Below are 23,838 nucleotides of genomic sequence, written 5' to 3'. Positions count from 1 at the left end.
GAACCTTTTAAAGGGAAGTCCTAGGCTTCTTTCGGCAGCTGTCTAACAGAGGGCAAAATTAGCTTTGGGCCCCCACGGAGGACCGGGAAGGCCTTGGACGTCCAGAGGCTAAAGGTTTCAATACCGATCAAGGCCCTCGGCTACGTGAACTCTTACATTATAATAGATGATGGCAGCTTCAGCCTAGTTGACCCAGGCATGTACTGGGCCAACAGCTTTGACAGCCTGGCTGTGGGGCTTAAGGGCCTTGGTCTGAGCCTCAGCCGCCTCAGATCAATAATTGTAACGCACTTCCATGTTGACCATGCCACGGCGGCCCCCGTGCTGGCAAACTTAGCCGGAGCTGAGGTCTACATGGGGGCCGTGGACCTCGATGTCGTGAGGAGGGGCTTCAGGGACTACTTTGAGGGGGTCCTGGAGACCTACAGGTACTACGGAGTCCCAGAGGCCGAGGTCAAGGCGATGGAGGAGGTGCACCCGGTGCCAAGGCTCGGGGAAGTTTACGACGAGCTTGCCGATGTTGCTAGACCCCTGAGGGAGGGGGATACGCTGAATGTCGGCGAACCTCTTAAGGTAATTGAGCTGCCCGGTCACACGCCGGGGCACATAGCGTTGATAGGTAACGGGACGGCCATCGTGGGAGACGTAATATTGGACAGGATAACGCCTCACGTCATACTGGACACCGCGAATGCCTCCAGGGACCCCCTGGGCGACTACCTGAGGACCCTTGAGAGGGTCAAGTCTATGGACATTAGCACAGCAATGCCAGGCCACGGGGATATCATAAAGGCCCCGGCCAGGAGGGCCGATGAAATAATAGAGCACCACCGCAGCAGGCTCAGCGAGGCTAAGTCCCTCCTCTCGGTTCCAGCCACGCTTTATGACGTGGCCAGGCGCATGAGCTGGAGGACCTCGGCCAGCTCATGGGAGCTGATGAGCCCCTACGAGAAGTACTTTGCCATAGGCGAGGCCCTGGCCCACCTGAGGCACCTAGAAGTTATCGGTGAGGTCGAGGAGGTCAGCCGCGGCGGGCAGGTGCTCTTTAAGTTAGCTTAGGCCGGCCGCAGCCCTGCAGCCGCTGCCCTTTGCCAACATGTCCTCGACGAGCGCGCAGACCATGGGCATGAACTTCTCTACGGGGGCCTCCACCCTCAGGTCAGCCATGTCATCAAGCATAGTCTCCCCGACGTTTACTATGACAAGCCTTGCCCCCCTAGCCTTAGCTGCTATCGGGAGCTGGTTGGCAGGGCTCACGGCAAGGCTTGAGCCCACAACTATGAAGAGGTCCGAGGACTCAGCGAGGGAGAAGGCCTCCTCAAGGGCGTCCGAAGGAAGGGGCTCGCCGAAGTAGACAACGTCAGGCTTCAGGAGCCCGCCGCACACGGGGCACGTGGGGAGCCTGCCCTCCCTGACGGCTTTAAATGCCTCCTCTATGTCATACTTTCTGCCGCACTCTGTGCAGACAGCCCTCGAGGCGTTGCCGTGAAGCTCGATAACCCTCCTGCTTCCCGCGGCCTGGTGAAGGCCATCTATGTTCTGCGTTATAACAGCCTTCACGAGCCCCAGCTCCTCCAGCCTGGCTATAGCTATGTGGGCAGGGTTAGGCCTGACCCCCTTGAGCTGCCCGAACCTCTCCATAAAGAGCCGCCACGAGCCCAGGGGGTCCTGGTAGAAGTAGGATATCTCGAAGAGGGACGGGTCAAGCCTCCTCCAGAGGCCGTTGGGCCCCCTGAAGTCAGGTATGCCGCTCGCTGTGCTGACGCCGGCGCCCGTTAAGATTACGGCATTCCTGGCGGCCAGAAGCATCTCAGCGAGCCTCCTGGCCTCGGCCTCCATTGACACTCTCAGCCCCCAAAGCGCTCGAGGTTGACTAGCTATAAAGCGAGGGCCTCTCAGAACGAATAAAAGCATTTCAAGGAACTGAAGATTCTGGGGAGCCAGCCATAGTAACCAACCTGCCCGCTGAGGCAATAGCTAAGCTCAACAAGTACACTGAGGCTAAGACGACGGAGGAGAAGATCAGGGCGCTTGAGGACTTCCTGAGCTCTGTGCCCAAGCACAAGGGCACCGAGAAGCTGAGGCTGTGGGCGACCAGGAGGCTGGCCGAGCTCAGGGAGGAGTCAGAGAGGGAGAGGCAGAGGAGGTCGGGCAGCTCAAGGCCCGGCATGTTCATTGAGAAGGCCGGGGCGGGCCAGGTGGTGCTACTTGGGCCGCCCAACTCAGGCAAGAGCTCCATAGTGGCCAGGCTGACCAACGCCAAGGTGGCGGTGAGCCCAATACCTTACACCACGCAGCTCCCAGTGCCGGGCATGATGACCTACCTTGACGTCAAGCTGCAGCTGGTGGACACGCCGCCGCTCATCAACCCGGACGGCAGCGTCAACTCCAGGGTCGTGGCCCTGGCCAGGAACGCCGACGTCATAGCAATAGTTATCGGGCTTGACTCCCCCGAGCCGTCCAATGACTTGAGGGCCAGCCTCGAGGCGCTCGAGGACAGGGGCATAGCCTACTCCCTCGAGAAGGGCTTTGTCAAGGTCGAGAGGAGGACGCAGGGAGGGCTTACATTCATTTACAGGGGCACCCCCAGGTTCACAGAGGAGGACGCGAGGAGGCTGCTCAACAACTACAGGGTCTACAACGCTGTCATTGAGGTCTACGGCCCCGCCACGCTTGACGACCTCGAGGAGGCCATATTCAGCTTCAAGGTCTACAAGCCCACATTCGTGATATTCAACAAGGCCGACCTTCCTGCGTCAGAGTCAAGGGCCAGGGAGGCCGCCGGGCTGCTGCCGAGGGACGTGCCCTGGATTCTGGCCTCCGCCGAGACCGGCATTGGGCTGAGCAGCGTGGGGCCAGTGGCCTACAGGCTGCTTGGAGTCAAGAGGATCTACACCAAGAAGCCAGGCCAGCCCCCCAGCCCTGAGCCCCTGATAGTCAGGGCTGACGCCACCGTCAGGGAGATAGCTGAGAAGATAAGCCCGTCGCTGGCCAGCAGCATGAGGTACGCCAGGATATGGGGCAAGGGGGCCAAGTATGAGGGCCAGAGGGTCGGGCCAGACTACGTGCCCCAGGACGGTGATATTATAGAGATAAGGTGATCACTCGGAGAGGTTCTCGGCCTCCTGCTCCAGTATGCTTGGACATATGAGCTTCATTGACGCGCTCATCAGGGCGTCAGTCAGGGGCACAACCACCGTGGCGGCCCCTCCCTCGTGAAGGGCCATGTCCCTCAGCTCAGAGGCTATCATGGCTGAGTTTAGCAGCCTCCTGCCGCTGGCGCTCGCGAGGCCTCCCAGGAACTCGCCAACTGCCTCCTTCAGCTTATTGAGCAGCTCTACCCTGCCCTTCAAAACCACGGAGGAGTCCGCCACCATTGATGGCAGGGCCAGGAGCACCCCATAGGCCATGGGATCTATGATGTCTGACCCCCTCGAGTTCCTGAGGGAGGACTCTATGAGCTCCAGGGCCTGCCTCTCAAGCCTCCTTATCTCGGCCTCCTCGGCCCCTGAGGCCGCCGCCTCAAGCAGCTGCTGGAGCGAGCTGCTGGCCTCCTTTATGAGCCTGGTGACGTCAAGGCTTGGCGAGGGCGCCAGCGTCACCACAAGCCTGTCGGTGCCCCTCTCCACGGAGGCCACCTTCCTGCTTGCGTTGAGCTCCGCCATGAGCCTTTTGACGTCCGCCTCCCCAAGGCCCCTGATCAGTATCTCCACCTTGTCATAGCCGTGCACAAAGGCGCAGTTTACTATGGCCTCGACTCCGGCTATCTTAGCTATCCCGTTGTACCTTATAGTTACGGTGCCTGCCCTGTCCTCAGCCCTCTGATCCCTGGGCTGGACCAACAGCTTGCCGCCGCTCTCAATGACCTCTATCTCGTCGCCGACCTTTATCCCAAGCCTCCTGGCCCACTGCTTCGGCAGCGTTATTATCAGGCTTGACCCTCCGAGCCTCTGAACCTTCCTTGTGGTCGCGGTTTCACTCAAGCTCCCGCACCCAACTCTACAGGTATATGGGCGTATATATAACTTTAACGGCGTTAAAGAAAATTAGATGTTATTCTAAAAAGAAAATCCTCTAGACTGGGTACTTTTTATGGGAAGAGGGCTCAATTTACTTATATTTGCAGCTCCTCACTGAACTGCTGGTGAGGCGCTCAAAGTTGGTTATGCTGGAGATCAGGTGGCACGGCAGGGGAGGCCAGGGGGCAGTCACGGCAAGCGAGGTCATAGCCTCCGCCTCAATAATTGAGGGCAAGTACGCCCTGGCGTTCCCCGAGTTCGGAGCCGAGAGAAGAGGGGCGCCAGTGAGGGCTTACACCAGGATAACTGACAGCCCGCTCATACCCAGAACCCCTATAGAGCACCCAGACGTGGTGGTCGTGCTTGACAGGAGCCTGCTCAAGCCCTCCTACATAGAGGGCCTGAAGGACGGGGGCATCCTGGTAGCCAACAGCCCGCTCAAGCCGGACGAGCTCCTCCAGAAGCTGGGCTTCGGCAACAAGTACAGGGCGGCGACTGTGGACGCGACTGCCGTGGCTATGAAGTGGCTGAGGGCCAACATAGTTAACACGGCAATACTGGGGGCCCTCGTCAAGTCAACAGAGATTGTAAAGTTAGATACCGTATTAGACGTAATAAGGTCCAGGTTCCACGGTAAGATCGCGGAGGCCAACGTGATGGCGGTTAAGGAGGCCTATGACTTAACTCAGCTATCGTGGAGGTGAAGGACATGTCCGTGAGGCTACCGGGCTGGAAGGAGATGGTTATCGGTGGCGTCATTGCGAACCCTGGGAACAGCCTCGAGTATAAGACCGGCGACTGGAAGGTCCTCATGCCAGTGATAAACCAGGATAAGTGTATAAGGTGCAGGATCTGTTGGTACGTCTGCCCAGACAACGCCATAAAGGAGCTTGACAAGTCCTACACAACTAAGGCCAAGAGGGTCTACAAGATAAGCTACGACGTTGATTACGACTACTGCAAGGGGTGCGGTATGTGCGCCCAGGAGTGCCCAGTTAAGGCTATTGACATGGTTCCCGTGGAGGTGAGCTGAGGTGCAGGCCCAGGTTCAGTATAAGAGGCCCATACCCCTTAGCACCAACTACGCGGTGGCTCACGCCGTCAAGGACTTAGACGTTGACGTCATAGCTGCTTACCCAATAACCCCGCAGACCACCGTTGTGGAGAAGCTCTCGGAGTTCGTCGCCAACGGTGAGCTGGACGCTGAGTTCATACATGTTGAGAGCGAGCACAGCGCTCTGAGCGCCACCCTGGCAGCCTCCCTGGCCGGCGCAAGGGCCTTCACTGCTACCGCCAGCCAGGGACTGGCCTTCATGCACGAGGTTCTTCACGTCGCCTCAGGCCTGAGGGCCCCCATAGTCATGAGCGTCGCCATGAGGGCGCTGAGCGCCCCAATAAGCATATGGAACGACCAGACAGACCTCTTCAACGCCAGGGACGCTGGCTGGATAATCTACTTCGTCCACACTGCCCAGGAGGCCTACGACACCATAATACAGGCCTACAGGCTGGCCGAGGACAGGGACGTGCTTCTGCCCGTCATGGTGGGCTACGACGGCTACGTGATGAGTCACACCACGGAGCCCGTGGTGGTAGAGGACAGGGACACGGTGCTCAAGTTCGCGCCCAAGAGGCCATACCCGTACAAGCTTGACCCTGACCACCCTGTGACCATAGGGCCCATAGTGCCCCCTGAGTACTACTATGAGATAAAGTACCAGCAGGTCAAGGCCATGGAGGGCGTGCCGGAGAAGGCTGAGGATATAGACAGGGAATTCGGCAAGACCTTCGGCAGGAGCTACGGCATTATGGAGTGCTACATGTGTGACGGCGCCGAGGCCCTTATAGTTGCAAACGCCAGCTACGCCGCGACCCTGAAGAGCGTGCTGCCAGACGCCTGGAAGCAGGGGCTTAAGGTGGGCCTGCTGAGGCTGAGGCTCTACAGGCCGTTCCCAGTAAAGCACTTCGTTAACTACACGTCAAACGTGAAGAGCGTTCTCGTCATAGACAGGGCCATTAGCTACGGCGCGCCATACCAGGGGCCGCTGGCCAACGAGATAGCCGGCCTCAAGGTCAGGGAGGACCTCGGCTTCAACCTGACAAGCGTCGTGGCCGGCATAGGGCAGAGGACCATGGAGAACGAGGACTTCTTGGCGCTTGCCCGCCTGGCCTGGGAGGCCAGGACGAGGAAGTACCCTGAGACCATATTCTACGGGGTGAGGGAGTGATGGCGGAGCAGGTCAAGAGGTTACCCAGGATAAGGAGCCTGTTCGACCTGCCCAGGGATGAGTACTTCCTGAGCGGCCACGGGCTCTGCGCAGGGTGCACGGCTGGCACAATAATGAGGATGCTGACCAAGGTGGCGGGCAAGGACACAATAATAGTTAACGCCACGGGCTGCGTTGAGGTCTCAACAACTAGGTACCCATACTCCAACTGGGCAGTGCCCTGGTTCCACTCGGCGTTTGAGAACGCCGGCGCCAGCGCGGGAGGCATAGCGAGGGCCATTGAGGTAATGAAGAGGAAGGGCATGATACCGAAGGACAAGCAGATAAAGGTAATAGCGGTCGCTGGGGACGGCGGCACGGTTGACATAGGCCTGCAGAGCCTGAGCGGCATGCTCGAGAGGAGGGACCCCGTCATGTACGTGCTCTACGACAACGAGGCCTACATGAACACGGGCATACAGAGGAGCAGCGCAACGCCGTTCCACGCGTGGACAACCACAACGCCGGCAGGCAAGGTGTGGAGGGGCGAGTGGAGGACCAAGAAGGACATAGCCATGATAGTCGCTGCCCACAGGATACCCTACGTGGCTACCGCTAACCCGGCCTACCCACAGGACATGATAAACAAGTTCATAAGGGGCCTGGAGGTCCTTGACGAGGGGCCGTCGTTCATACACGTGTTAATGGCGTGCACCACCGGCTGGAGGTTCGACCCAGCCCTTGGAATAACCATATCAAGGCTTGCAACCGAGACCGGCGTGTTCCCGCTCTATGAGATTGACCATGGCAACTTCAGGGTCACGTTCCCAATAGCTAAGAGGAAGCCCGTCTCTGAGTACCTGAAGCTGCAGGGCAGGTTCGCCCACCTGACGCCTGCCGAGATAGAGGAGATACAGAAGCTTGTCGATGAAAGGGTGGCCGAGATAAACAAGCTGGCTGGAAAGGAGGTAATAGGCCCAGTAGCTAAGTCCTAACGTCACCGCCGTTCTTTCCTTTGGGCCTATCAATGGCTTATTTTCAGCACCTTACTAGTTGTATACAGTCATCGCTGGCTTCCTTCATGGGAAAAACTTAAATATTAACTCCTGCGGGCCAGGCTCAGGCGACCCACCTTTGTGGTGGAGGCTCACGGGCCCGGCTACGGGCCTAGAGGAACGTTACGCTTAACCTCATGGCTTTTTGTTAGCTGTCCCCATGGTAGCTTTATGGCCTGCGGGGTGAGGCCTCTTGGCTGACCGCGGTACTATAGAGGAGGACCAGAAGCTAAGCCGCTCCCTAGGCCTCTGGCACTACGTCGCAATAAACATAGGCGCAATAATAGGCGCTGGCTGGCTCCTCGCGCCGCTAGGAGCCGCCGCCTTCAATGGGCCCCTCTCCGTGGCCTCGTGGATAGTTGCGGCCGTGCTTGTGGCATTCATGGCTATTGCTTACGCCTACCTGGCCTCCGCCGCCCCGAGGAGCGGCGCCGTTGTAAGGTACCCTCAGATGGCCCACGGCGACCTCGTGGGCTTCTCAGCCGGCGTGCTCTACCTGCTCTCAATATCGTCGCTCCTTCCAGCTGAGGCCGTGGCAGCGGTCTCCTACGCCAGCTATTACATACCTGGGCTCGTCAGGAGCGCCACGGTGCTCGGGCAGCAGCTGACCGTGCTGACCCCCAAGGGACTAGTCGTGGCCGTTGCCATAGTATTAGTGATCTTTGCCATAAACTACTTCGGCGTCGCGCTGGTTGGCAACGTGAGCCTTGCCCTGATGATCTGGAAGGTAGCTGTCCCGCTGACAGTGATAGTGGCCCTGCTGACCCTTGCCTTTAACCCGCACAACTTCGCCCTTGCAGTGAGCACCCAGGCCTCGGGCGAAGGGCTCTCAGGGGCCGCAGCCGTCCTCGCGGCCATACCAGTTACAGGCATAGCTTACGCCATGCTGGGCTTCAGGCAGGCCGTTGAGTACAGCGGCGAGGGCAGGAGGGCCTCCAACGATGTCCCTAAAGCTGTCATCCTCTCTGTGGCGATGACGGCCGCCATATTCATCCTACTTCAGGTAGCCTTCATAGGGGGCCTCCGGTGGTCAAGCATAGATGTTAGCGAGACCGTCAGGCTCAGCAACGGAACTACCGTAAGCCGCCTCGAGCCTGTGACCCCAGGCAACTGGAGCGCCCTGGCAGTCTCAAGCATAGCGGCGGCCCCGCTGGCCAGCGAGCTTGCAATCGTTGGCCTTGGGGCCCTCAGCGTATTGATGATAATAGACGCCTGGGTCTCGCCGCTGGGCAACGCGATAGTCCAGATGGGTAACCTGGGCAGGATAGTCTATGGCATGGCGGCCAACGGGCACCTGCCTCGCAGGCTGAGCGGCCTTAACAGGTACGCGGTGCCAGGCCTTGGGCTCATAGTTGCCCTGGTGCTGGGCCTCATATTCCTGCTGCCCTTCCCAAGCTGGTACGCCATAGGGAGCTACGCCGTGCTCACGACACTGCTGACCTATGTCACTGGTGGGACGGCCCTAGGCGCTTTCACCGCGAGGAGCAGGTCCGTTAAGTTGCTCACGGCGGGCGCCCTCGGCGCCATAGGGGCCTCGCTGATAGCCTACTGGGCCGGCATGATACCCATGATACCAGTGTTCATAACGTTCACCTCGGCCCTGGCAGCATTCATGATAATAAGGGCCCTCTCCTCACGCACGTCCATGCTCGCAGTGGCCCTGCCCTACGCAGCTGCTATAGCGGTGTCGGACTACATTCTTGCCATCAAGGTGTTTTACCCTCTCAGCTCCGGGATAAGCGTCCCAGAGCAGGCAGTGGTCCACTACCTTGCGCTGTCCATGCTGCTATCCGTGCTATCCATGGCGGCCGCGATGGCGGCTGGCTACCTTATGGACAGGGACCTCAGGCCCTCGGTGAGGAGCGGCGCATGGTACGTTGGGCTTGTGACCTCAATGATGTTGGTTGACATACTTGGCCCCTACGGCCTCTCCTCCGTCTATGGGGGCGACCCGCTCATACCGTTCCCATTCGACCTCGTCATCGTGGCCGCGGTTACGTTGGCCGCCTACCTTGTCTCTGTGCTGACCGCGCCTAAGGAGTCCTAGCCGGCATAGCCCCTGCCGTGAGGCCTATCCTTCCTTCAGAAGCCGCTGGTGGGCCCGGGGGGATTTGAACCCCCGACCACAGGGACCCGAGTCGGGCGCCAAGTCCTCGGCATTGGCGTACCCCGCATCCTGCCAGACTGGACTACGGGCCCACCAAGGGAAAAGATGGGGGCAAGATATATAAACTTGAAACCAGGACCTGCCCGTGAACCATGTTGTGGGGGTCAGCCCCCCTGAACCAACTTGGCGCTGACCATGGGGAACGGCAGGACCTCCTTTATACTGTTCACGCCGACGAACATCATGACGAGCCTGTCGATGCCCACCCCTAGGCCGCCCGTGGGTGGCATGCCGTAGCTTAAGGCCCTGACGAAGTCAACGTCGTATGGGTGCGCCTCCAGGTCGCCCCTCTTCCTCATCTCCTGCTCCTCCCTGAAGAGCTGGTCCTGAAGCACGGGGTCGTTTAGCTCTGTGTAAGCGTTTGCCAGCTCCACGCCGGCCACGTAGAGCTCGAACCTCTCTACAAGCCCTGGCTTTGACCTGTGGGGCTTGCAGAGCGGGGTCGTCTCAATGGGGTAGTCCAGCACGAACGTGGGCTGTATAAGCTTGGGCGTGACGAGCTTATCAAAGAGCTTCTCTATCATCAGGCCCCTTGAGTAAACCCCTCCCCTGGGGACCAGGCCCATCTGGTCGAGCATCCTCTTCATCTCGTCGTCGCTCACCTGCTCTATGTTCTTACCTAAGGCCTCGGAGAGGAGGTCAAACATGGTCTCCCTCCTGAACCTCTGACCTACGTCGACCTCGGCCACGCTGCCGTCCGGCATAGGTATCCTGAGCTTAGTGGTTCCCAGCACCCTGGACGCCACAGTCCTTATCATGTCCTCCGTCAGGTCCATTATGTCGTTGTAGTCTGCATAGGCCCAGTAGAGCTCCATCATTGTGAACTCAGGGTTGTGGGTTACGTCTATGTCCTCGTTCCTGAACACCTTCCCTATCTCAAAGACCTTGTCGAAGCCTCCCACTATGAACCTCTTGAGGTAAAGCTCCAGCGATATCCTGAGGTACCAGTCCTCATCCAGGGCATTCACGTGCGTCATGAAGGGCCTCGCCAGGGCGCCTCCATAGACTGGCTGAAGGACCGGCGTCTCGACCTCGACAAAGCCCTTGGAGTAGAGGTACTGCCTGATCTCCTTAATAGTGTTGAACCTCACCTCCATGGCTCTCCTGGCCTGGTCGTTGTAAAGGAAGTCAACGTACCTGTGAGCATACCTGAACTCAGGGCTCAGCTTCGTCCAGTCGGGCGGCTCTATCAGGGCCTTGGCCAGCAGCTGGTAGTCCTTAACCAGGAGGGACAGCTCCCCCTTCATTGTGTAGAAGAGGTCCCCCCTGACCCCAATTATGTCCCCCCTTCCCACGTAATAGAGAAAGTCCTTGTACCTGTCGCCGAGCTCGTTAACTCTCAGGTAAAGCTGAAGCCTCTCGCCCTCATCGAAGATGTCTACGAACGAGGCCTTGCCGTGCCTCCTTATGTTGGCCACCCTCCCGGCGGTCGAGATGTCTTTAAGGAACGGCTCGTGGGGCTTGTCGCTCCTGGAGGCGGCAAGCTCCCTTATCTGCTTGATGGTGTGCGTTACGGGGTACTTGTGGGGGTAGGGGTTGATCCCCTTGGACCTGAGCTCCTCGAGCAGCTTGAGCCTCTCCTTATCCCACTCCACGCTCACGCTTGAGTGCCCCTAGAGCTATACTTTGACTAACTTTTAAGCGTGAGGCCCCTGCTGAGCTCCCTGAGCCACTCCCTAATCTCATTAAATGCCACATCAATGAGCGGGCCTAGAGCCCTTGAGCCGCATGCCCTGGCGGCCTCCTCGGCCTCGCTAACTATCTTTCCTGGGAGGAGCGCGAGCGGCGCTATGCAGTCCGCGCAGCCGTCGTTAACCACAGTTAGCCCGTTAAGCGTTATCATGGCCGCTATCCTTCCCACGTCGTCAAGCTGATCCTCAAGGAACCTCTTGGCAGGCCAGAAGTAGAGCCTGACGCTGGAGCACCCGGCCTCCTTGGCGGCCCTGGCTATAGCTGATGCCGTCAGCTCTGGGGGGATTGTGCCCCTCCACGAGGCGCCAGACCTCGCGGCGAACTCCATGACCTCCCTGGCGTGTCCTCCCCTCATTGGCATCAGTAGGACCACGGAGTCGCCTGCTGACGGGCTTATCGATGCGACCTCTGAGACCCTGACAAGCCGGGCACCCCCTACCTGTCTGACGACTTCTACTAGTTTTGAATCGTCGCCTCCTGGATCATGATAGAGTATATAGAGCAAAGCAGGTCAGCGTTTTTCAGGTGCGGTATATGTCTAAAATAGACATGTATATACTAGTTTAGTTCAGGTTGAGGGCAGGCATATGCAAGGCCCTTATTTGGATCCACCAACAGGTGCCCTTGGCGTCACTCTTGGAGGACCAGGAGAGCTTAGACATAAGTTCGCTGGAGATGTACGGGGTCACCTTCAGGGACTCATGCTTCCTCAGCATCTCACCGCACGCCAACAAGCTTGTGGAGAGGGCCTACCGCGAGCTTCTGCCCCTGTCCCGCGGAGTCGTGGTGCTCTCCACGTGCAACCGCTTTGAGGTATACCTTGACTCGCCGGCCCACGACAGGGCTGACGACATAGTTAACGAGATGCTTGGGTGCCACGTCCACCTGACGGGTATCGAGGCCGCCAGGCACCTGCTCCGCGTCGCCTCAGGCCTTGAGTCGGCCATACTTGGAGAGGACGAGGTGCTTGGCCAGGTCAGGGAGGCCTGGGTTTACTCCAGGAGGGCCGGGTACAGCAGCGAGCTCCTGGACGCGGTGTTCCACAGCGCCATCTCAGCCGGCGCCAGGGTTAGGAGCTCCACAAACATATCAAGGGGCGTCCTTGGGTACCCCAGGGCAGCGGTAGAGATTGCCGCGGCCAGGCTGGGAGGGCTTGACGGCAGGAGGGTGGCCATAGTGGGCGCCGGCATGGCCGCGGGCGAGATGGCCCAGCACCTATGTTCAAAGTGGAGGCCCTCCTCCTTGGTGATAGCTGACAGGAGCCCAGAGAAGGCCAGGGCCCTGGAGAGCCTATGCCAGCAGACAAAGGTTGAGGTCGCCACTCTTCAGCAGCTGCCCTCGTTGGCGCCCTTTGACGTCATGCTAGTGGCCATAAAGGGCGGCATGAGGCCCGAGCTGGAGGTGGCGGCCAGAGGGTCGGGCCTCGTGGTGGACATCTCGACGCCCCCGGCCTCGCCGCTCTTCCACGTGGGCATAGATGAAGTTAAGGACTTTGTAAACGCCAACCTATCTGCAAGGCTCGCAGAGGTCCCCAGGGCAGAGAAGATCATAGAAGAGGAGCTTGAGAACCTTCAGCAGGTAATAGTTAGGAAGGCCGTAGACAGAGCCATTTCATCAATAATGAGAGTCGTAAGCGTCATAGTGGACGAGGAGGCCAAGCTAACGGCAAAGAACATAGCCGGGGGCCAGGACCCCTACCAGGCGGTCTTGACCGCGCTGAACAGCACCGTGAAGAAGACCATGTTCCCGATATTCTCCTACCTCAGGGAGAGCCCTGAGTCAAGGGCAGAGCTGGCCAAAGAGCTTATGAACAGGTACAACTCCATGATAGGCCTGAGGGGGAGAAGACCTTGACAGGCTTTCCAAGGATAAGGCCGAGGAGGCTGAGGTCCTCCAGCTCCCTCAGGTCGCTCATAGCCGAGGTCGACCTAACGCCGTCAAGGTTCATAATGCCCCTCTTCGTTGACGAGAACCTCAAGTCGCCGGCCCCAACGCCAGGCCTTGAGGGCTACACCACGTACCCACCCGACTCAAAGGAACTCGTAAACCTCATCAACGCAGCCATGGAGGTGGGCGTAAAGTCGTTCCTGATCTTTGGGGTTCCCTCAACTAAGGACGAGGTGGGCTCCAGGGCCTTCGCTGAGGACGGGCCCGTGCAGAGGGCCCTGAGAGCCATAAGGTCTGAGGTGGGCTGGGAACCCGTTCTCATGACCGACCTCTGCATATGTGAGTACACGTCGCACGGGCACTGCGGCATCCCCGTGAGCTCAAAGAGGGGTACCATAATCGATAACGACTCCACCTTGAAGATTTACCAGAAGATAGCAGTGTCCCAGGCCCAGGCCGGGGCGGACTTCATAGCCCCCTCAGGAATGATGGACGGCCAGGTCAGGGCCATAAGGGAGGCCCTGGACGACGCCGGCTTCACAGACGTTGGCATAATGGCGTACTCAGCTAAGTACGCGAGCTCCATGTACGGCCCCTTCAGGGAGGCTGTGGACTCGGCCCCAAGGTTCGGCGACAGGAAGAGCTACCAGATGGACCCGCGCAACGCCAGGGAGGCCATAAAGGAGGTCAGGCTGGACCTTGAGGAGGGGGCCGACATAGTTATGGTCAAGCCGGCCCTCATGTACCTTGACGTCATAAGCCTCGTCAAGAGGACCTACCCTGACGTGCCCCTGGCCGCCTATAACGTCAGTGGGGAGTACGCAATGATAAAGGCGGCGGCGAAGCAGGGGCTCATAGACGGCGTGGCCGCCATGATGGAGGCCCTCTACTCCATAAGAAGGGCAGGGGCTGACATGATAATAACTTACTTCGCCCTAGACGCCGCCAGGGCCCTGACCTCTGGCAAGGCCTTCTTCTGATCACCTTACGTTTCTGAACAGCACGTAGAAGGCTGCGGTTGCCGCGCTGTAGAGCGCGGCAGTTATGAAGAACGGCAACGTCAGGTTCCCCACAGAGTATATGTAGCCTGTGAGCCATGGACCCATGGACCTCGGGAGCCCGTCTATCAGGTTAATCAGGCTTGAGCCCCTGGCCCTCTCCTCCTCAGGAACCATGGTGACCACGAGCGACATGAAGAGGGGGTTAGCCATATTCATAGCAGCGTTGCGGGCCACAAATATCGCGGCGGCCTCGTAGAAGGAGCCCGAGAAGGGCAGGGCTATCAGGAGCGCTATCCCTATGGCGTGAGTTAGCACTATAGCCCTTACCCTGCCCATGGCCTTGGCTATCGCAGGGGCCCCTATCGATGCCAGAGCTAAAGTAGCGTCAGCCATCATGTAGACCGGGGAGAGCCTCGCTGCCGTCACGTGAAACCTCAGGTTAAACCAGAGGGACATGAGGGGGAGTATCAGGCCTGCCCCTAGCCCTATAAGCGCGTCCGTCGATAGCCTGGCTATGTTCCTTATTGAGCCAAGCCTAAAAGTCACCCTGCCCGTGCCCCTGTAGCCCTCCCTTATCGGGGCCACCAGCGCGGCGGTTAGCATCACGGTCAGCGAGTCCGCGAGCATCGTGTACCTAAGGCCAACAGCCCAAGGTATGGAGGCCCCCACTATAGCAAGGGCCGTCGACAGCGATGACATTAAGCTCATGTTCCTGTCTATGTCCCTTGACTTCTCAGCCATGAGGGCCTGAAGGGACCCTCCCCCAAGGCCAAATATGAGGAGGGCGGCAACTGGCACGCCAAGGAACAGCAGGAGGTACGCTGTCGCTGACACCAGCCTCCCAACTATGAAGAACCTCTTCCTGCCGTAGGCGTCCGCTAGGGCGGACACCAGGAGGCCAGTCGTGGAGCCCACCAGTACGTAGCCACCAACAAGGAGGCCTACCTGGAACGAGTTAAGGCCGAGCGACTTCAGGTAAAGGGGGAGGGCCAGGGTCGTAGAACCAAATATTATGCCTGAGAGAGAGCCCGTGATTACCAGGAGCAGCTCCTCAGGCGTAAGCCTTGGCAGGCGCAGAGGCCATCCCACTGCCTAAGCCTTGGCTAGGAATTTAGCCTTAGCTCAGGGCAGCACTGCCCCCTTGCCGCTGACGGTGCAGCACTGGACCTCGTGGCCCGGCGACACTACAGCGCCCAGCTTGACCTTCTCCCCTAGGTACTCCGTGAGCCACCTGAGCCTCTCGGGCAGCCTCTCAGGGTAACCGTCGACCAGGTGGGCCCCGGGACCTATCACTGCGCCCTCACCAACCACCGAGCCCCTGACCTCCGACAGGGCCCCTACCCTCACATTGATGCCAACGTAACTCCTGTCTACAATAGCGTTCTCCTCCACCACCGCGCCCTGCTCTATCGAGGAGAAGCCCTCAACTACAGCGCCACTCATGACCCTCACATCCCTGCCTATGTATGCGGGCCCCTTCACCACCGCCCCCTCCTCCACCACCGCGCCCTCATCAACTATCACGTTATCGCCGATCACAGCTGACCTTGAGACCCTGGCGCCCCTCGCAACCCTGGTGCCGACGCCTTCAAGCAGCATGTTTATAGCTTCAAGTATGTCCCAGGGGTAGCCTATTTCGACCCACCTGCCGGGCCACTGGACCCCTCCCAGCACGCCCTGCCTTGCCATGGCCTTCATGGACTCGGCGAAGGGGGCCCTTGAAGCCTCCTCCAGCCTCCCCACGTCGCTCACCATGACGCCGCCGAAGACGTAGCCCCTCCCCATGCCCCACCTGTTGGCCTCCTGGGACTCCCACATGAAGTCCCTCACAGCGCCCCTGTAGTCAACGGTCACGAAGCCGTAGGTCTCGAGCCCCGTGGCGGCCGAGGCCAGAGCTAGAACTACAGGGAAGCCGCTGGTCTGATAGTACTCTACTGCGAGCTTAGCTATGGTGTTTGGGCTCGCCAGGAAGCCCGTGTAGACGACTATAGCCTCCTTCTCCTTTGAGGCGGCCGCCTCCTCATAGGCAGTCCTCAGGGCCCCCTGAATGTCAAGGCCCCTCTGCTCAACTACCCTGACGCCCTCGCGGCCGGCAGAGGCCATGCTCGAGAAGCCCTGGGTTGCAATTATCACTACGTCATCAACGCCCGCCTCCCTCAGCATGTCGAGGCTGTAGTCTATAAGCTGCCTCCCCAGCAGCTGCATGAACGGCTTCGGAGTCCTGGAAGTTATGGGCAGGAGCCTCTTGCCGTAGCCCCCTGCCAGGACGAACCCTATCATGGCAATCACTCCACCGTGACTGTCTTGGCCAGGTTCCTCGGCTTGTCAGGGTTGTAGCCCCTGCTGACAGCTATCCTGTAGGAGAGCAGCTGGAACAGCGGGGTCAGTATGAAGGGCTCCAGCTCCAGTACCCCCGACGATGGGGGCATGTCGATCCTAGTTATGGACTCGCGGCCCTCAAGCTCAAGTCCGAGGTCGGCGGGCTTCACAACGTAGACCCTCGCCCCTCTGGCCGCCATCTCCACCGCGTTGCCCGCTATCTCCCTGGCGTCGGAGGTGGCTACTATGAAGACCGGGAAGCCCCTCTCCACCAACGCTATGGGGCCGTGCTTGCTCTCGCCAGCCGGGTAGGCCTCAGCATGTATGTATGCTATCTCCTTCACCTTCAGCGCCCCCTCCCTGGCTATGGCGGCCCCGAGCCCCCTGCCCAGTATGTAGGCGCTGCCCGAGAGCCCCTTGGAGAGGGCCGTGGCCACTGGGTCTGAGGCCTCAAGGGTGTTGGCCAAAAGCTGCGGCACCTCCCTGAGGGCCCTGAGCAGCTCCCCTGCCTCAGAGGGCCTGAGCCTCCCCGAGGCCTCCCCGGCCCTTATTGAGAGGAGCTCTAGCAACATCACCTGCGACAGGAAAGTCTTGGTGGCGGCGACTCCGATCTCCGGGCCCGCCCTTGTGTAGAGCTTTAGCTGGGACTCCCTGTCAAGGGCGCTGCCGAGGACGTTAGTAACGCCAACAACCGTGGCCCCCCTCTCCTTGGCCTTCCTCACCGCCTCCAGGGTGTCGTAGGTCTCGCCGCTCTGGCTCACCGCTATAATTAGGTCCCCGCCGTCAATGCTGTCAACCAGGTAGGGCAGCTCCGAGGATATTATTGTGTGGGCCAGCACGCCCGCCCTCCTCGCAAGCAGTGATGAAAACACGAGCCCTGCATGGTAGCTCGTCCCGGCGGCTACCACTATCACCTTGTTGGCCCCTAATATGGCGGAGCTCGCCTTCTCAAGCGCTGGGTCCTCAACGTTCCCCTCGTAGGTGTCCCTCACTGCCTGGGGCTGCTCGTATATCTCCTTTATCATAAAGTGCGGGTACCCTCCCTTGCTGGCGGCCTCCGGGCTTATGTCAACGTGCCTAATCCTTGACTTTACCTCCTCCTCGCTGAGCCTCTCGTAGCCTGAGGGCGTCAGCCTGTAAATTGCCACCTCCCTCGGCGTGACGTAGCCGAACTCGCCGTCCTCAAGGAATATGATGTCCCTGGTGATGTCAAGGAGCGCGGGCACGTCGCTTGCCACGGCCTTAACCTTATCGCCTACTCCAACCAGGAGGGGGCTCCTGTTCTTGGCGAAGTAAACCCTGTCGGGCTCCCTCGAGTTAACTATGGCGAAGGCATAGGTTCCCTCGACCCTGCTTAGGGCCTGGGCCAGCGCCGAGACGAAGTCCCTGCCGTCCTTTACCCCCTCCTCTATAAGGTGCGCCACCAGCTCCGTGTCCGTGTCGCTCCTTATCCTGTGTCCCCTTGCCAGGAGCTCCTCCCTCAGGGAGGCGTAGTTTCTTATGACGCCGTTGTGAACTATAGCTATAGTTCCCGTGCAGTCCGTGTGGGGGTGGGCGTTGACGTCATTGGGCGGCCCGTGGGTGGCCCAGCGGGTGTGGCCTATGCCCGTGAGCCCGCTCATCTCATCTAGAGAGAGCCTCCTCCTGACGACCTCCAGCTCGCCGGCCCCCTTCCTCACGGCCAGCCCGTTGCCGCCCACCACAGCTATGCCGACGCTGTCGTAGCCCCTGTACTCAAGCCTCTGAAGGCCCTTTATTATAAGGGGCACGACGTCAGAGCAGCTGGCCGCGGCGCCTATTATGCCACACAAGGGCTTAGCCCTGCTCATTAAAAATGACGTGGACTAATAAGTTCTCCTCTTATGCGAGGACCATATATAAGCGCTGGGGGCACTGGATCGTTGGGATGAGGACGCCACGGGGCTGAGCTAGGCGATGATGTAACCTGTCTCAGCCGACCTCCGAGAAGTTCAACTGGCTAAGGGTTAAAGCTCTCCCAGAGCCTACAGTTTAAAAGGTGTGCACCTAGTTGGCTAAGGAGTACGTGATCCGCGAGGGGGCCCAGTTCCAGCTCCTCAGCGAGGCCTTTAAGGAGGGTGACGTCATACCTGTCAGGTACACCTGCGATGGCGAGGACTTAAGCCCGCCGCTCAGCTGGTCCTCGCTGCCACAGGGCACTAAGAGCCTTGCCCTGATAATGTACGACCCTGACGCACCTTCCGGCACCTTCATACACTGGGTCATCTATAACATCCCTCCAACGCTGACGCGCCTGGAGGAGGGCGTCGGCTCAAGCGGCGCGAGGGAGATCCCAGGGGTTGGGATCCAAGGAGTTAACGACTTCGGTGACGTAGGCTACGGGGGCCCGTGTCCTCCCAAGGGTCACGGACCTCACAGGTATTACTTCGCCCTTCACGCGCTGTCGTCACAGCTCACGTTAAGATCACCTGTGACCGCGTTATCCCTTCTAAACGCCATGAAGGGCAAGGTGCTCGGCTACTCCCTTCTCATGGGCAGGTACTCGAGGCAGTGAGCCTTGAAGGCTTACTTTTCTATCAAGAAACTTATTAAGCTCTCTCAAGCTTACTTAAAATTAGTGAAGTTTGCCGAACAGCTACTAACAGGGTGATAGCTATGTCTGATAACGAGAACGGCGACCTAGAGGAGAAGGCTATTGACATATTACGTCAGTACAAGGACGGCATCCTTCAGAGCGAGCTCTGGAAGACGCTGGGCATCTCGAGCAGGGAGGGCTCAAGGCTTGTCCTGAGGCTGATTCGCAGGGGAGTTGTAAGGCGCGAGGAGGTCACAGTAAACGGCAGGAGGACGTACAAGCTTTACGCGGTTAAGGTAGGCACGCCAACATTCTCCATAAAGGTCGACGTCAGCAGCATTTTAGACATACCGTGCGCGGCCTGCCCCCGCATCAGCGAGTGCGGCGCGGGAGGCTACTACGACCCGTCCACGTGCCCCCTCCTTGAGGCCTGGCTTAAGAAGGAGATTGCGAAGCTCAGGGTTCAGAGGGTTCAGACCGCTAGCTGATGACGGTGTCCCCCATGCCCAAGGAGGACCTAGAGGGAAAGATGATAATATGGCCCGTGTTCCTTGACTGCAACTACCCCAGATCCCTGGGCAGAAGGCTGTCGCTGGACGAGTGCGTTAAGTCCCCCAGCGTGCAGGAGATAGTCAAGGCTGCGAGGGACCTGGGCCTCAATCCAACAGCCGATGAGGCTAGTTACCCCAGGTTATGGTATGAGGTCAGGGGAAGGGTCATAGTTGACAAGAAGATGGGAAGACAGGAGGCCCTTAGGGCCATAGCGTCAAGGATCAAATCCATGAGGTCCTGAGGTCTTTGCGTGCATATACTAATTATCAATAGCCTATACGCGGCTGCAGCCGTGGGACGTGAAGCTTGAGCAGAATGGGCAGGTGGCCCTTTGAGGAGAAGCCTCTGCTGGTGTTCTGGGAGACCACCAAGGCCTGCCCCCTGGCGTGCATACACTGCAGGGCTGAAGCGATAACTAGGCCCCTGCCAGGGGAGCTCAGCCACGCTGAGGGCCTTGAGCTCGTGAGGCAGGTGGCGGAGTTTGGAAGGCCCTATCCAATACTGGTCTTCACCGGAGGTGACCCGCTGTCAAGGGACGACATATGGGAGCTCGTGGACGAGGCGCACAGCCTTGGAGTGCCAGTTGCCATGGCTCCCAGCCCTTCAAGGGCGCTGCTTGACAGCCTGGACATGATAGCCAGCGGCAAGGTGTCAGCGGTCTCGATAAGCATAGACCACCCGAGCCCAGAGGTTCACGACAAGGTTAGGCGATACCAGGGCTCCTGGGAGGCGGGCGTGACAGCAATAAGGGAGCTCATAAAGAGGGGGGTCAGAGTTCAGGTCAACACTGCCGTTATGAGGTCCACGGTTGATGGACTCCCAGGCATGGTAAAGCTCCTCAGGGACCTAGGAGTTGACGTCTGGGAGGTCTTCTACTTAGTGCCTGTGGGCAGGGCGGAGGCCAGGGAGGACCTGACGCCGCAGGAGTGGGAGGACGTGAGCGCATTCCTCTACGAGGCCAGCAGGTACGGCATAAACGTCAGGACCTCCGAGGGACCCATGTTTAGGAGGGTCTCCCTGCTGCTTAACTATGCCCGCTCAAGGAGACTGGAGCCCTCAAAGCTTGTGAGGCTTGGAGATCTTTACAGGAGGCTCACCAGCCAGCTCAGGGACCTAATGGGCGAGCCTGGGGAAGAGGCCAGGTTTGAGACCTCGGGCACTAGGGACGGCAAGGGAATAGTGTTTGTCTCGCACGACGGCATGGTGTACCCCAGCGGCTTCCTCCCGGTGCCGGTCGGTAACGTCAGGAGGGAGAGGCTAGTTGACATATACAGGCGCTCAAAGCTCATGGTGAGCCTCAGGGAGGCCTCGTTCAGGGGCAGGTGTGGCCAGTGTGAGTTCAAGGAGATATGCGGGGGCAGTAGGGCGAGGGCCTTCGCCTACAGCGGCGACCCCCTAGGCGAGGACCCCGCATGCCCCTATGTGCCTGGAAGCCTCGGGGTTAACATAAAGGAGGTGATGGCGTCTTGAGCGGCCTAACGGACCTGCAGGTAAGGGCCATAATGGAGCTGGAGTACAACTTCCCCCTCACGTCTACCGACCCCTACGCTGAGGTGGCCTCTTCGCTTGGGGTTGACGAGGAGGCCCTGCTGCAGGAGCTCAGGCTTCTGAGGTCCAAGGGGGTCCTTAAGAGGGTCGGCTTCTACTATAACTTCAGGTCGCAGGGCAAGGACGCCGCGCTGGTGGCCCTGAGGGCCGAGGACATAGATGCCATAGCCAAAGCCACCGCGGCTGACCCCCTGGTGACCCACTCATACCTAAGGGACGACCCTGACTACAACGTGTGGGTTGTAATAAAGCGCAACAACATGGACGAGATACTTAAGGCCACGGAGGAGCTTGCCCATATAGGCAGGGCCTCAAGGTACGTGGTCCTGACCTCCGTGAGGACCTACAAGCTCAGCGTCAAGTATGACTTGATAAAGGGCGTCTCAAGGGCTGGGAAGTACGCGCTGGTGCCCCCCACTGCCCCAAGGCCGGAGGCCCTGGGCATCTCCCCTAAGCTGCCGGAAGCCCTGAGGTCGCTCCCGCTCGAGTCTAGGCCCTATTCTGCGGCAGCTAAGCTAAGCGGGCTCACTGAGGAGGGCGTCGTAAGGCTCATCCCAAGGCTGCTGGAGGCGGGCGTCCTCCTGGACCCAGGGGCCGCGGTCGACGGCGAGGCCCTCGGCTTCAAGGAGAACGGCATGGTTGTCATGGAGCCCTCTGGCTCGGCCGAGGAGCTCTGCGAGGCCGCAGCCAGGAGCGAGCACTCGACGCACGTTGTCCTCAGGTCATCAATACCTGAGGGGGCCTGGAGGTACCCCTGCTACGCCATGATCCACGCCGTCAGGAGGGACCTGGTGGAGGAGGTGGCCAGAATAATAGCCAGGGACGCCGGGGCTAAGTCGTACAGGGTAATCTACAGCATAAGGGACCTGAAGCCGGGTGTGGTAAGGTGATACCGGTAAGCGTCATGGTTGCCGGTAAAGGGACTGTCTCAACCAAGATCAAGGGCCACTACGGCAAGGGCGCACCCTCAAGGTTCAGCGAGGAGCTCAGGCCAGTGGTCTTCTGGAACATAACCTACGCCTGCAACCTGAGGTGCGAGCACTGCTACATAGACGCCGGCCCAGCTCCAAGGCATGGAGAGCTCGGCAGGGAGAGGCTCCTCGAGGTGGCCGAGGAGATGGCTGAGATTGGAATACCACTAGTCATCTTCAGCGGAGGGGAGCCGCTGCTGAAGCCAGAGTTCTGGGACGTGGCTAAGCTGATATCAGAGAAGGGGAGGCCCAAGATGGCCCTGAGCTCCAACGGCACCCTGATAACAAGGGAGATGGCTCGGAGGCTCAGGGAGCTCAACTTCAGCTACGTTGGGGTGTCGCTCGACAGCCTCAGGCCTGAGGCCCACGACAAGTTCAGGGGCGTCCAGGGCGCCTTCAACATGACGGTGAGGGGGATCCGTAACGCTGTCGAGGAGGGCCTTGACGTCGGCATAAGGACCACTGTCACCAGGTGGAACTACTCTGAGGCGCCCAAGGTCGTTGACCTTGCGGCCCAGCTGGGGGCCAGCAGGGTCAGCTACTACCTGCTCGACTCCATAGGCAGGGCCAGGAACATAGTGTCAGAGCTGCCGAGCCCCCAGCAGGTCAAGGAGTTTGTCGACGCCATAATTGATAAGGCCAAGGAGTACGCCGGTAGGGTTGAAGTTGAGCTGGTTAGGGCTAACTTCGCGGGAATTTACATAGCAGACCTGCTCGCCAGGGACGCCAGTGAGTTCATGGATTACCTGAAGCTCATAAGCGCCCAGGGGGACTGCGGCAGGAAGACCGTAAGTATATACCCGGACGGCACCGTCAGGCCGTGTCAGTTCATAGACGAGTACATAGTAGGCGACCTGAGGAGGCAGAGCCTTAGGGAGATACTAAGCTACAATAACCCAGAGCTTGTCAAGTTCATAAAGCTCTATGAGAACCTGAGGGGGCCCAAGTGCGGCTCCTGCCCCTTCAAGCTGGTGTGCGGGGGCGGGAGCAGGGGGAGGGCAGAGGCCGTGAGCGGCGACTTCTGGGGGGACGACCCCCTCTGCTTCATAGACCCAGTGGAGCTGTGGCGCAGGAGGGGTCAGGGTTGACCTTCATACCCCTCTTCATAGACGTCAGCGGCCTCAGGGTCGTAGTATTTGGCGGCGGCTCCGTGGGGACCAGGAGGGCCCTGGAGTTCTCGTCAGCAGGGGCCAAGGTCACAGTGGTGGCCTCCCAGTTCTCCCACGAGCTGGAGGTGGCGTTCAAGGCAGGCCAGGTGGAGCTCGTGAAGGCCGAGATCAGGCCAGGCGATGATGTAGACAGGTTCATAAGGGGGTCGCACATAGTGGTTATAGCCACTTCTGACATGAAGCTCAACGACTACCTCGCCTCGAGGGCCCTGAGCCTCGGGGTCCTTGTAAACAACGCCACTGAGGCAAGGAAGGGCAACGTGGTGTACCCGTTCACCGCAGAGCCCATAGAGGGCCTCAAGGTGGCTGTCACCTCCCTGGGACTCTCAGGGGTCGCCGCCAGGAGGGCCAGGGACAGGATAGTTGAGTGCCTCAGCTCTGACAGGTACCTTAGGACGCTCCTCTCGGTCATGAGTAAGTTCAAGGAGGAGCTCAAGGGGTCAGTGAGCGACCCCAAGGTCAGGGTGCCGCTCTACTTCAAGGTGTCCGAGGACGAGATGTTTAACAAACTGGTAGAGCAGGGTGACGAGGAGGGCGCCCTCAGGAGGGCCCTTGAAGTAGCCCGCGAGTCGCTTGGCAAAGCCTAGCCTACCCCCACTAATGATTTCTTGAAAGGGTCCCGGGTTCCCCTCCTTCAGGGCCTCAAGGGCCTTCTCTATCTCTACTACCGAGAAGTTGCCGAGGGACCTTATGGCTA

Annotated in this window: 23 protein-coding genes and 1 tRNA gene; 16 read left to right on the top strand and 8 right to left on the bottom strand. The window is 59.5% G+C overall.

What is annotated here, in order from left to right:
- Positions 1-93: 93 nt before the first annotated feature.
- Positions 94-1,059 (top strand): MBL fold metallo-hydrolase, encoded by a 966-nt coding sequence (locus ACZ5GQ_RS03085; RefSeq protein WP_498857163.1) that lies wholly within the window; start codon positions 94-96, stop codon positions 1,057-1,059.
- Here ACZ5GQ_RS03085 and cobB read toward each other — a convergent pair.
- Positions 1,051-1,839: an NAD-dependent protein deacetylase gene (gene cobB / locus ACZ5GQ_RS03080; protein WP_498857359.1), complete on the bottom strand. Its 789-nt coding sequence runs from the start codon at positions 1,837-1,839 to the stop codon at positions 1,051-1,053. The genes ACZ5GQ_RS03085 and cobB overlap by 9 nt on opposite strands.
- Positions 1,840-2,051: 212 nt before the next feature.
- On the opposite strand from cobB, the gene ACZ5GQ_RS03075 reads away from it, so the two are divergent.
- Positions 2,052-3,101, top strand: a complete 1,050-nt coding sequence (locus tag ACZ5GQ_RS03075; RefSeq protein WP_498857162.1) for a GTPase — start codon at positions 2,052-2,054, stop codon at positions 3,099-3,101.
- Here ACZ5GQ_RS03075 and ACZ5GQ_RS03070 read toward each other — a convergent pair whose 3' ends face one another.
- The gene (locus tag ACZ5GQ_RS03070; RefSeq protein ID WP_498857161.1) at positions 3,102-3,983 is read right to left on the bottom strand and encodes an AbrB/MazE/SpoVT family DNA-binding domain-containing protein; all 882 of its coding nucleotides are present in this window, start codon (positions 3,981-3,983) and stop codon (positions 3,102-3,104) included.
- A gap of 182 nt (positions 3,984-4,165) precedes the next feature.
- On the opposite strand from ACZ5GQ_RS03070, the gene ACZ5GQ_RS03065 reads away from it, so the two are divergent.
- The 5 genes from ACZ5GQ_RS03065 to ACZ5GQ_RS03045 all read left to right on the top strand — a co-directional run bounded on the left by ACZ5GQ_RS03065 (position 4,166) and on the right by ACZ5GQ_RS03045 (position 9,328).
- Positions 4,166-4,723, top strand: a complete 558-nt coding sequence (locus ACZ5GQ_RS03065) for a 2-oxoacid:acceptor oxidoreductase family protein (protein ID WP_498857358.1) — start codon at positions 4,166-4,168, stop codon at positions 4,721-4,723.
- Positions 4,724-4,728: 5 nt separating this feature from the next.
- Entirely contained in the window at positions 4,729-5,052 is a 324-nt protein-coding gene (locus tag ACZ5GQ_RS03060; protein WP_498857160.1) for a 4Fe-4S binding protein, read from the top strand.
- Between the two features lies 1 nt (position 5,053).
- Positions 5,054-6,247, top strand: a complete 1,194-nt coding sequence (locus ACZ5GQ_RS03055; RefSeq protein WP_498857159.1) for a ferredoxin oxidoreductase — start codon at positions 5,054-5,056, stop codon at positions 6,245-6,247.
- Positions 6,247-7,221 (top strand): thiamine pyrophosphate-dependent enzyme, encoded by a 975-nt coding sequence (locus ACZ5GQ_RS03050; RefSeq protein ID WP_498857158.1) that lies wholly within the window; start codon positions 6,247-6,249, stop codon positions 7,219-7,221. The genes ACZ5GQ_RS03055 and ACZ5GQ_RS03050 overlap by 1 nt, the downstream gene beginning before the upstream one ends.
- A 253-nt stretch (positions 7,222-7,474) precedes the next feature.
- Positions 7,475-9,328 (top strand): APC family permease, encoded by a 1,854-nt coding sequence (locus ACZ5GQ_RS03045; protein WP_498857157.1) that lies wholly within the window; start codon positions 7,475-7,477, stop codon positions 9,326-9,328.
- A 46-nt stretch (positions 9,329-9,374) separates the two neighbouring features.
- Here ACZ5GQ_RS03045 and ACZ5GQ_RS03040 read toward each other — a convergent pair.
- From ACZ5GQ_RS03040 to ACZ5GQ_RS03030, 3 genes are all read right to left on the bottom strand, one after another.
- A tRNA-Pro gene (locus ACZ5GQ_RS03040) sits at positions 9,375-9,480 on the bottom strand.
- Positions 9,481-9,552: 72 nt separating this feature from the next.
- Complete coding sequence (lysS, locus tag ACZ5GQ_RS03035) at positions 9,553-11,043, bottom strand: lysine--tRNA ligase (protein ID WP_498857357.1); 1,491 nt, start codon at positions 11,041-11,043, stop codon at positions 9,553-9,555.
- Between the two features lie 35 nt (positions 11,044-11,078).
- Positions 11,079-11,645 (bottom strand): hypothetical protein, encoded by a 567-nt coding sequence (locus ACZ5GQ_RS03030; protein ID WP_498857156.1) that lies wholly within the window; start codon positions 11,643-11,645, stop codon positions 11,079-11,081.
- Between the two features lie 131 nt (positions 11,646-11,776).
- Between ACZ5GQ_RS03030 and ACZ5GQ_RS03025 the strand changes: the two genes are divergently transcribed.
- Together ACZ5GQ_RS03025 and hemB are read left to right on the top strand one after the other, a co-directional pair.
- Positions 11,777-12,994 carry a glutamyl-tRNA reductase gene (locus ACZ5GQ_RS03025; RefSeq protein WP_498857155.1) on the top strand — a complete coding sequence of 406 codons (1,218 nt, stop codon included), beginning with the start codon at positions 11,777-11,779 and terminating at the stop codon, positions 12,992-12,994.
- Entirely contained in the window at positions 12,991-14,007 is a 1,017-nt protein-coding gene (gene hemB / locus ACZ5GQ_RS03020; protein ID WP_498857154.1) for a porphobilinogen synthase, read from the top strand. The genes ACZ5GQ_RS03025 and hemB overlap by 4 nt, the downstream gene beginning before the upstream one ends.
- Here hemB and ACZ5GQ_RS03015 read toward each other — a convergent pair whose 3' ends face one another.
- The 3 genes from ACZ5GQ_RS03015 to glmS are packed head-to-tail and all read right to left on the bottom strand — an operon-like array spanning position 14,008 to position 18,176.
- Positions 14,008-15,117, bottom strand: a complete 1,110-nt coding sequence (locus ACZ5GQ_RS03015; RefSeq protein WP_498857153.1) for an MFS transporter — start codon at positions 15,115-15,117, stop codon at positions 14,008-14,010.
- 33 nt (positions 15,118-15,150) lie between these two features.
- On the bottom strand, positions 15,151-16,308 hold the full coding sequence (locus ACZ5GQ_RS03010) for a nucleotidyltransferase family protein (protein WP_498857152.1): 1,158 nt from the start codon (positions 16,306-16,308) through the stop codon (positions 15,151-15,153).
- Positions 16,309-16,313: 5 nt separating this feature from the next.
- Positions 16,314-18,176, bottom strand: coding sequence for a glutamine--fructose-6-phosphate transaminase (isomerizing) (glmS, locus tag ACZ5GQ_RS03005; protein WP_498857151.1), 1,863 nt, complete (start codon positions 18,174-18,176; stop codon positions 16,314-16,316).
- 200 nt (positions 18,177-18,376) lie between these two features.
- Between glmS and ACZ5GQ_RS03000 the strand changes: the two genes are divergently transcribed.
- From ACZ5GQ_RS03000 to ACZ5GQ_RS02970, 7 genes are all read left to right on the top strand, one after another.
- A complete protein-coding gene (locus ACZ5GQ_RS03000; RefSeq protein WP_498857150.1) occupies positions 18,377-18,880 on the top strand; it encodes a YbhB/YbcL family Raf kinase inhibitor-like protein in 504 nt (167 codons plus the stop codon).
- 101 nt (positions 18,881-18,981) lie between these two features.
- Complete coding sequence (locus ACZ5GQ_RS02995; protein WP_498857149.1) at positions 18,982-19,389, top strand: helix-turn-helix transcriptional regulator; 408 nt, start codon at positions 18,982-18,984, stop codon at positions 19,387-19,389.
- A gap of 14 nt (positions 19,390-19,403) precedes the next feature.
- Positions 19,404-19,694 carry a signal recognition particle subunit SRP19/SEC65 family protein gene (locus ACZ5GQ_RS02990; RefSeq protein WP_498857148.1) on the top strand — a complete coding sequence of 97 codons (291 nt, stop codon included), beginning with the start codon at positions 19,404-19,406 and terminating at the stop codon, positions 19,692-19,694.
- A 74-nt stretch (positions 19,695-19,768) separates the two neighbouring features.
- Entirely contained in the window at positions 19,769-20,923 is a 1,155-nt protein-coding gene (locus ACZ5GQ_RS02985) for a TIGR04053 family radical SAM/SPASM domain-containing protein (RefSeq protein ID WP_498857356.1), read from the top strand.
- Positions 20,920-21,891, top strand: coding sequence for an Lrp/AsnC family transcriptional regulator (locus tag ACZ5GQ_RS02980; RefSeq protein ID WP_498857147.1), 972 nt, complete (start codon positions 20,920-20,922; stop codon positions 21,889-21,891). Before ACZ5GQ_RS02985 ends, ACZ5GQ_RS02980 begins: the two co-directional genes overlap by 4 nt.
- Positions 21,888-23,060 (top strand): radical SAM protein, encoded by a 1,173-nt coding sequence (locus tag ACZ5GQ_RS02975; RefSeq protein ID WP_498857146.1) that lies wholly within the window; start codon positions 21,888-21,890, stop codon positions 23,058-23,060. Before ACZ5GQ_RS02980 ends, ACZ5GQ_RS02975 begins: the two co-directional genes overlap by 4 nt.
- Complete coding sequence (locus tag ACZ5GQ_RS02970; RefSeq protein WP_498857145.1) at positions 23,057-23,728, top strand: precorrin-2 dehydrogenase/sirohydrochlorin ferrochelatase family protein; 672 nt, start codon at positions 23,057-23,059, stop codon at positions 23,726-23,728. The genes ACZ5GQ_RS02975 and ACZ5GQ_RS02970 overlap by 4 nt, the downstream gene beginning before the upstream one ends.
- The last annotated feature ends 110 nt before the right edge of the window (positions 23,729-23,838 follow it).

It is taken from the genome of Caldococcus noboribetus (assembly GCF_055389385.1).
This window is presented reverse-complemented; position numbering and strand designations above follow the sequence as displayed.

Bases quoted from the DNA above. Each gene is read 5' to 3' on its own strand.
- ACZ5GQ_RS02995 (WP_498857149.1), top strand. From the start codon at position 18,982: ATGTCTGATAACGAGAACGGCGACCTAGAGGAGAAGGCTATTGACATA.
- cobB (WP_498857359.1), bottom strand. From the start codon at position 1,839: ATGGAGGCCGAGGCCAGGAGGCTCGCTGAGATGCTTCTGGCCGCCAGG.
- ACZ5GQ_RS03060 (WP_498857160.1), top strand. From the start codon at position 4,729: ATGTCCGTGAGGCTACCGGGCTGGAAGGAGATGGTTATCGGTGGCGTC.
- ACZ5GQ_RS03010 (WP_498857152.1), bottom strand. From the start codon at position 16,308: ATGATAGGGTTCGTCCTGGCAGGGGGCTACGGCAAGAGGCTCCTGCCC.
- ACZ5GQ_RS03065 (WP_498857358.1), top strand. From the start codon at position 4,166: ATGCTGGAGATCAGGTGGCACGGCAGGGGAGGCCAGGGGGCAGTCACG.
- ACZ5GQ_RS03050 (WP_498857158.1), top strand. From the start codon at position 6,247: ATGGCGGAGCAGGTCAAGAGGTTACCCAGGATAAGGAGCCTGTTCGAC.
- ACZ5GQ_RS02985 (WP_498857356.1), top strand. From the start codon at position 19,769: ATGGGCAGGTGGCCCTTTGAGGAGAAGCCTCTGCTGGTGTTCTGGGAG.
- glmS (WP_498857151.1), bottom strand. From the start codon at position 18,176: ATGAGCAGGGCTAAGCCCTTGTGTGGCATAATAGGCGCCGCGGCCAGC.
- ACZ5GQ_RS02990 (WP_498857148.1), top strand. From the start codon at position 19,404: ATGCCCAAGGAGGACCTAGAGGGAAAGATGATAATATGGCCCGTGTTC.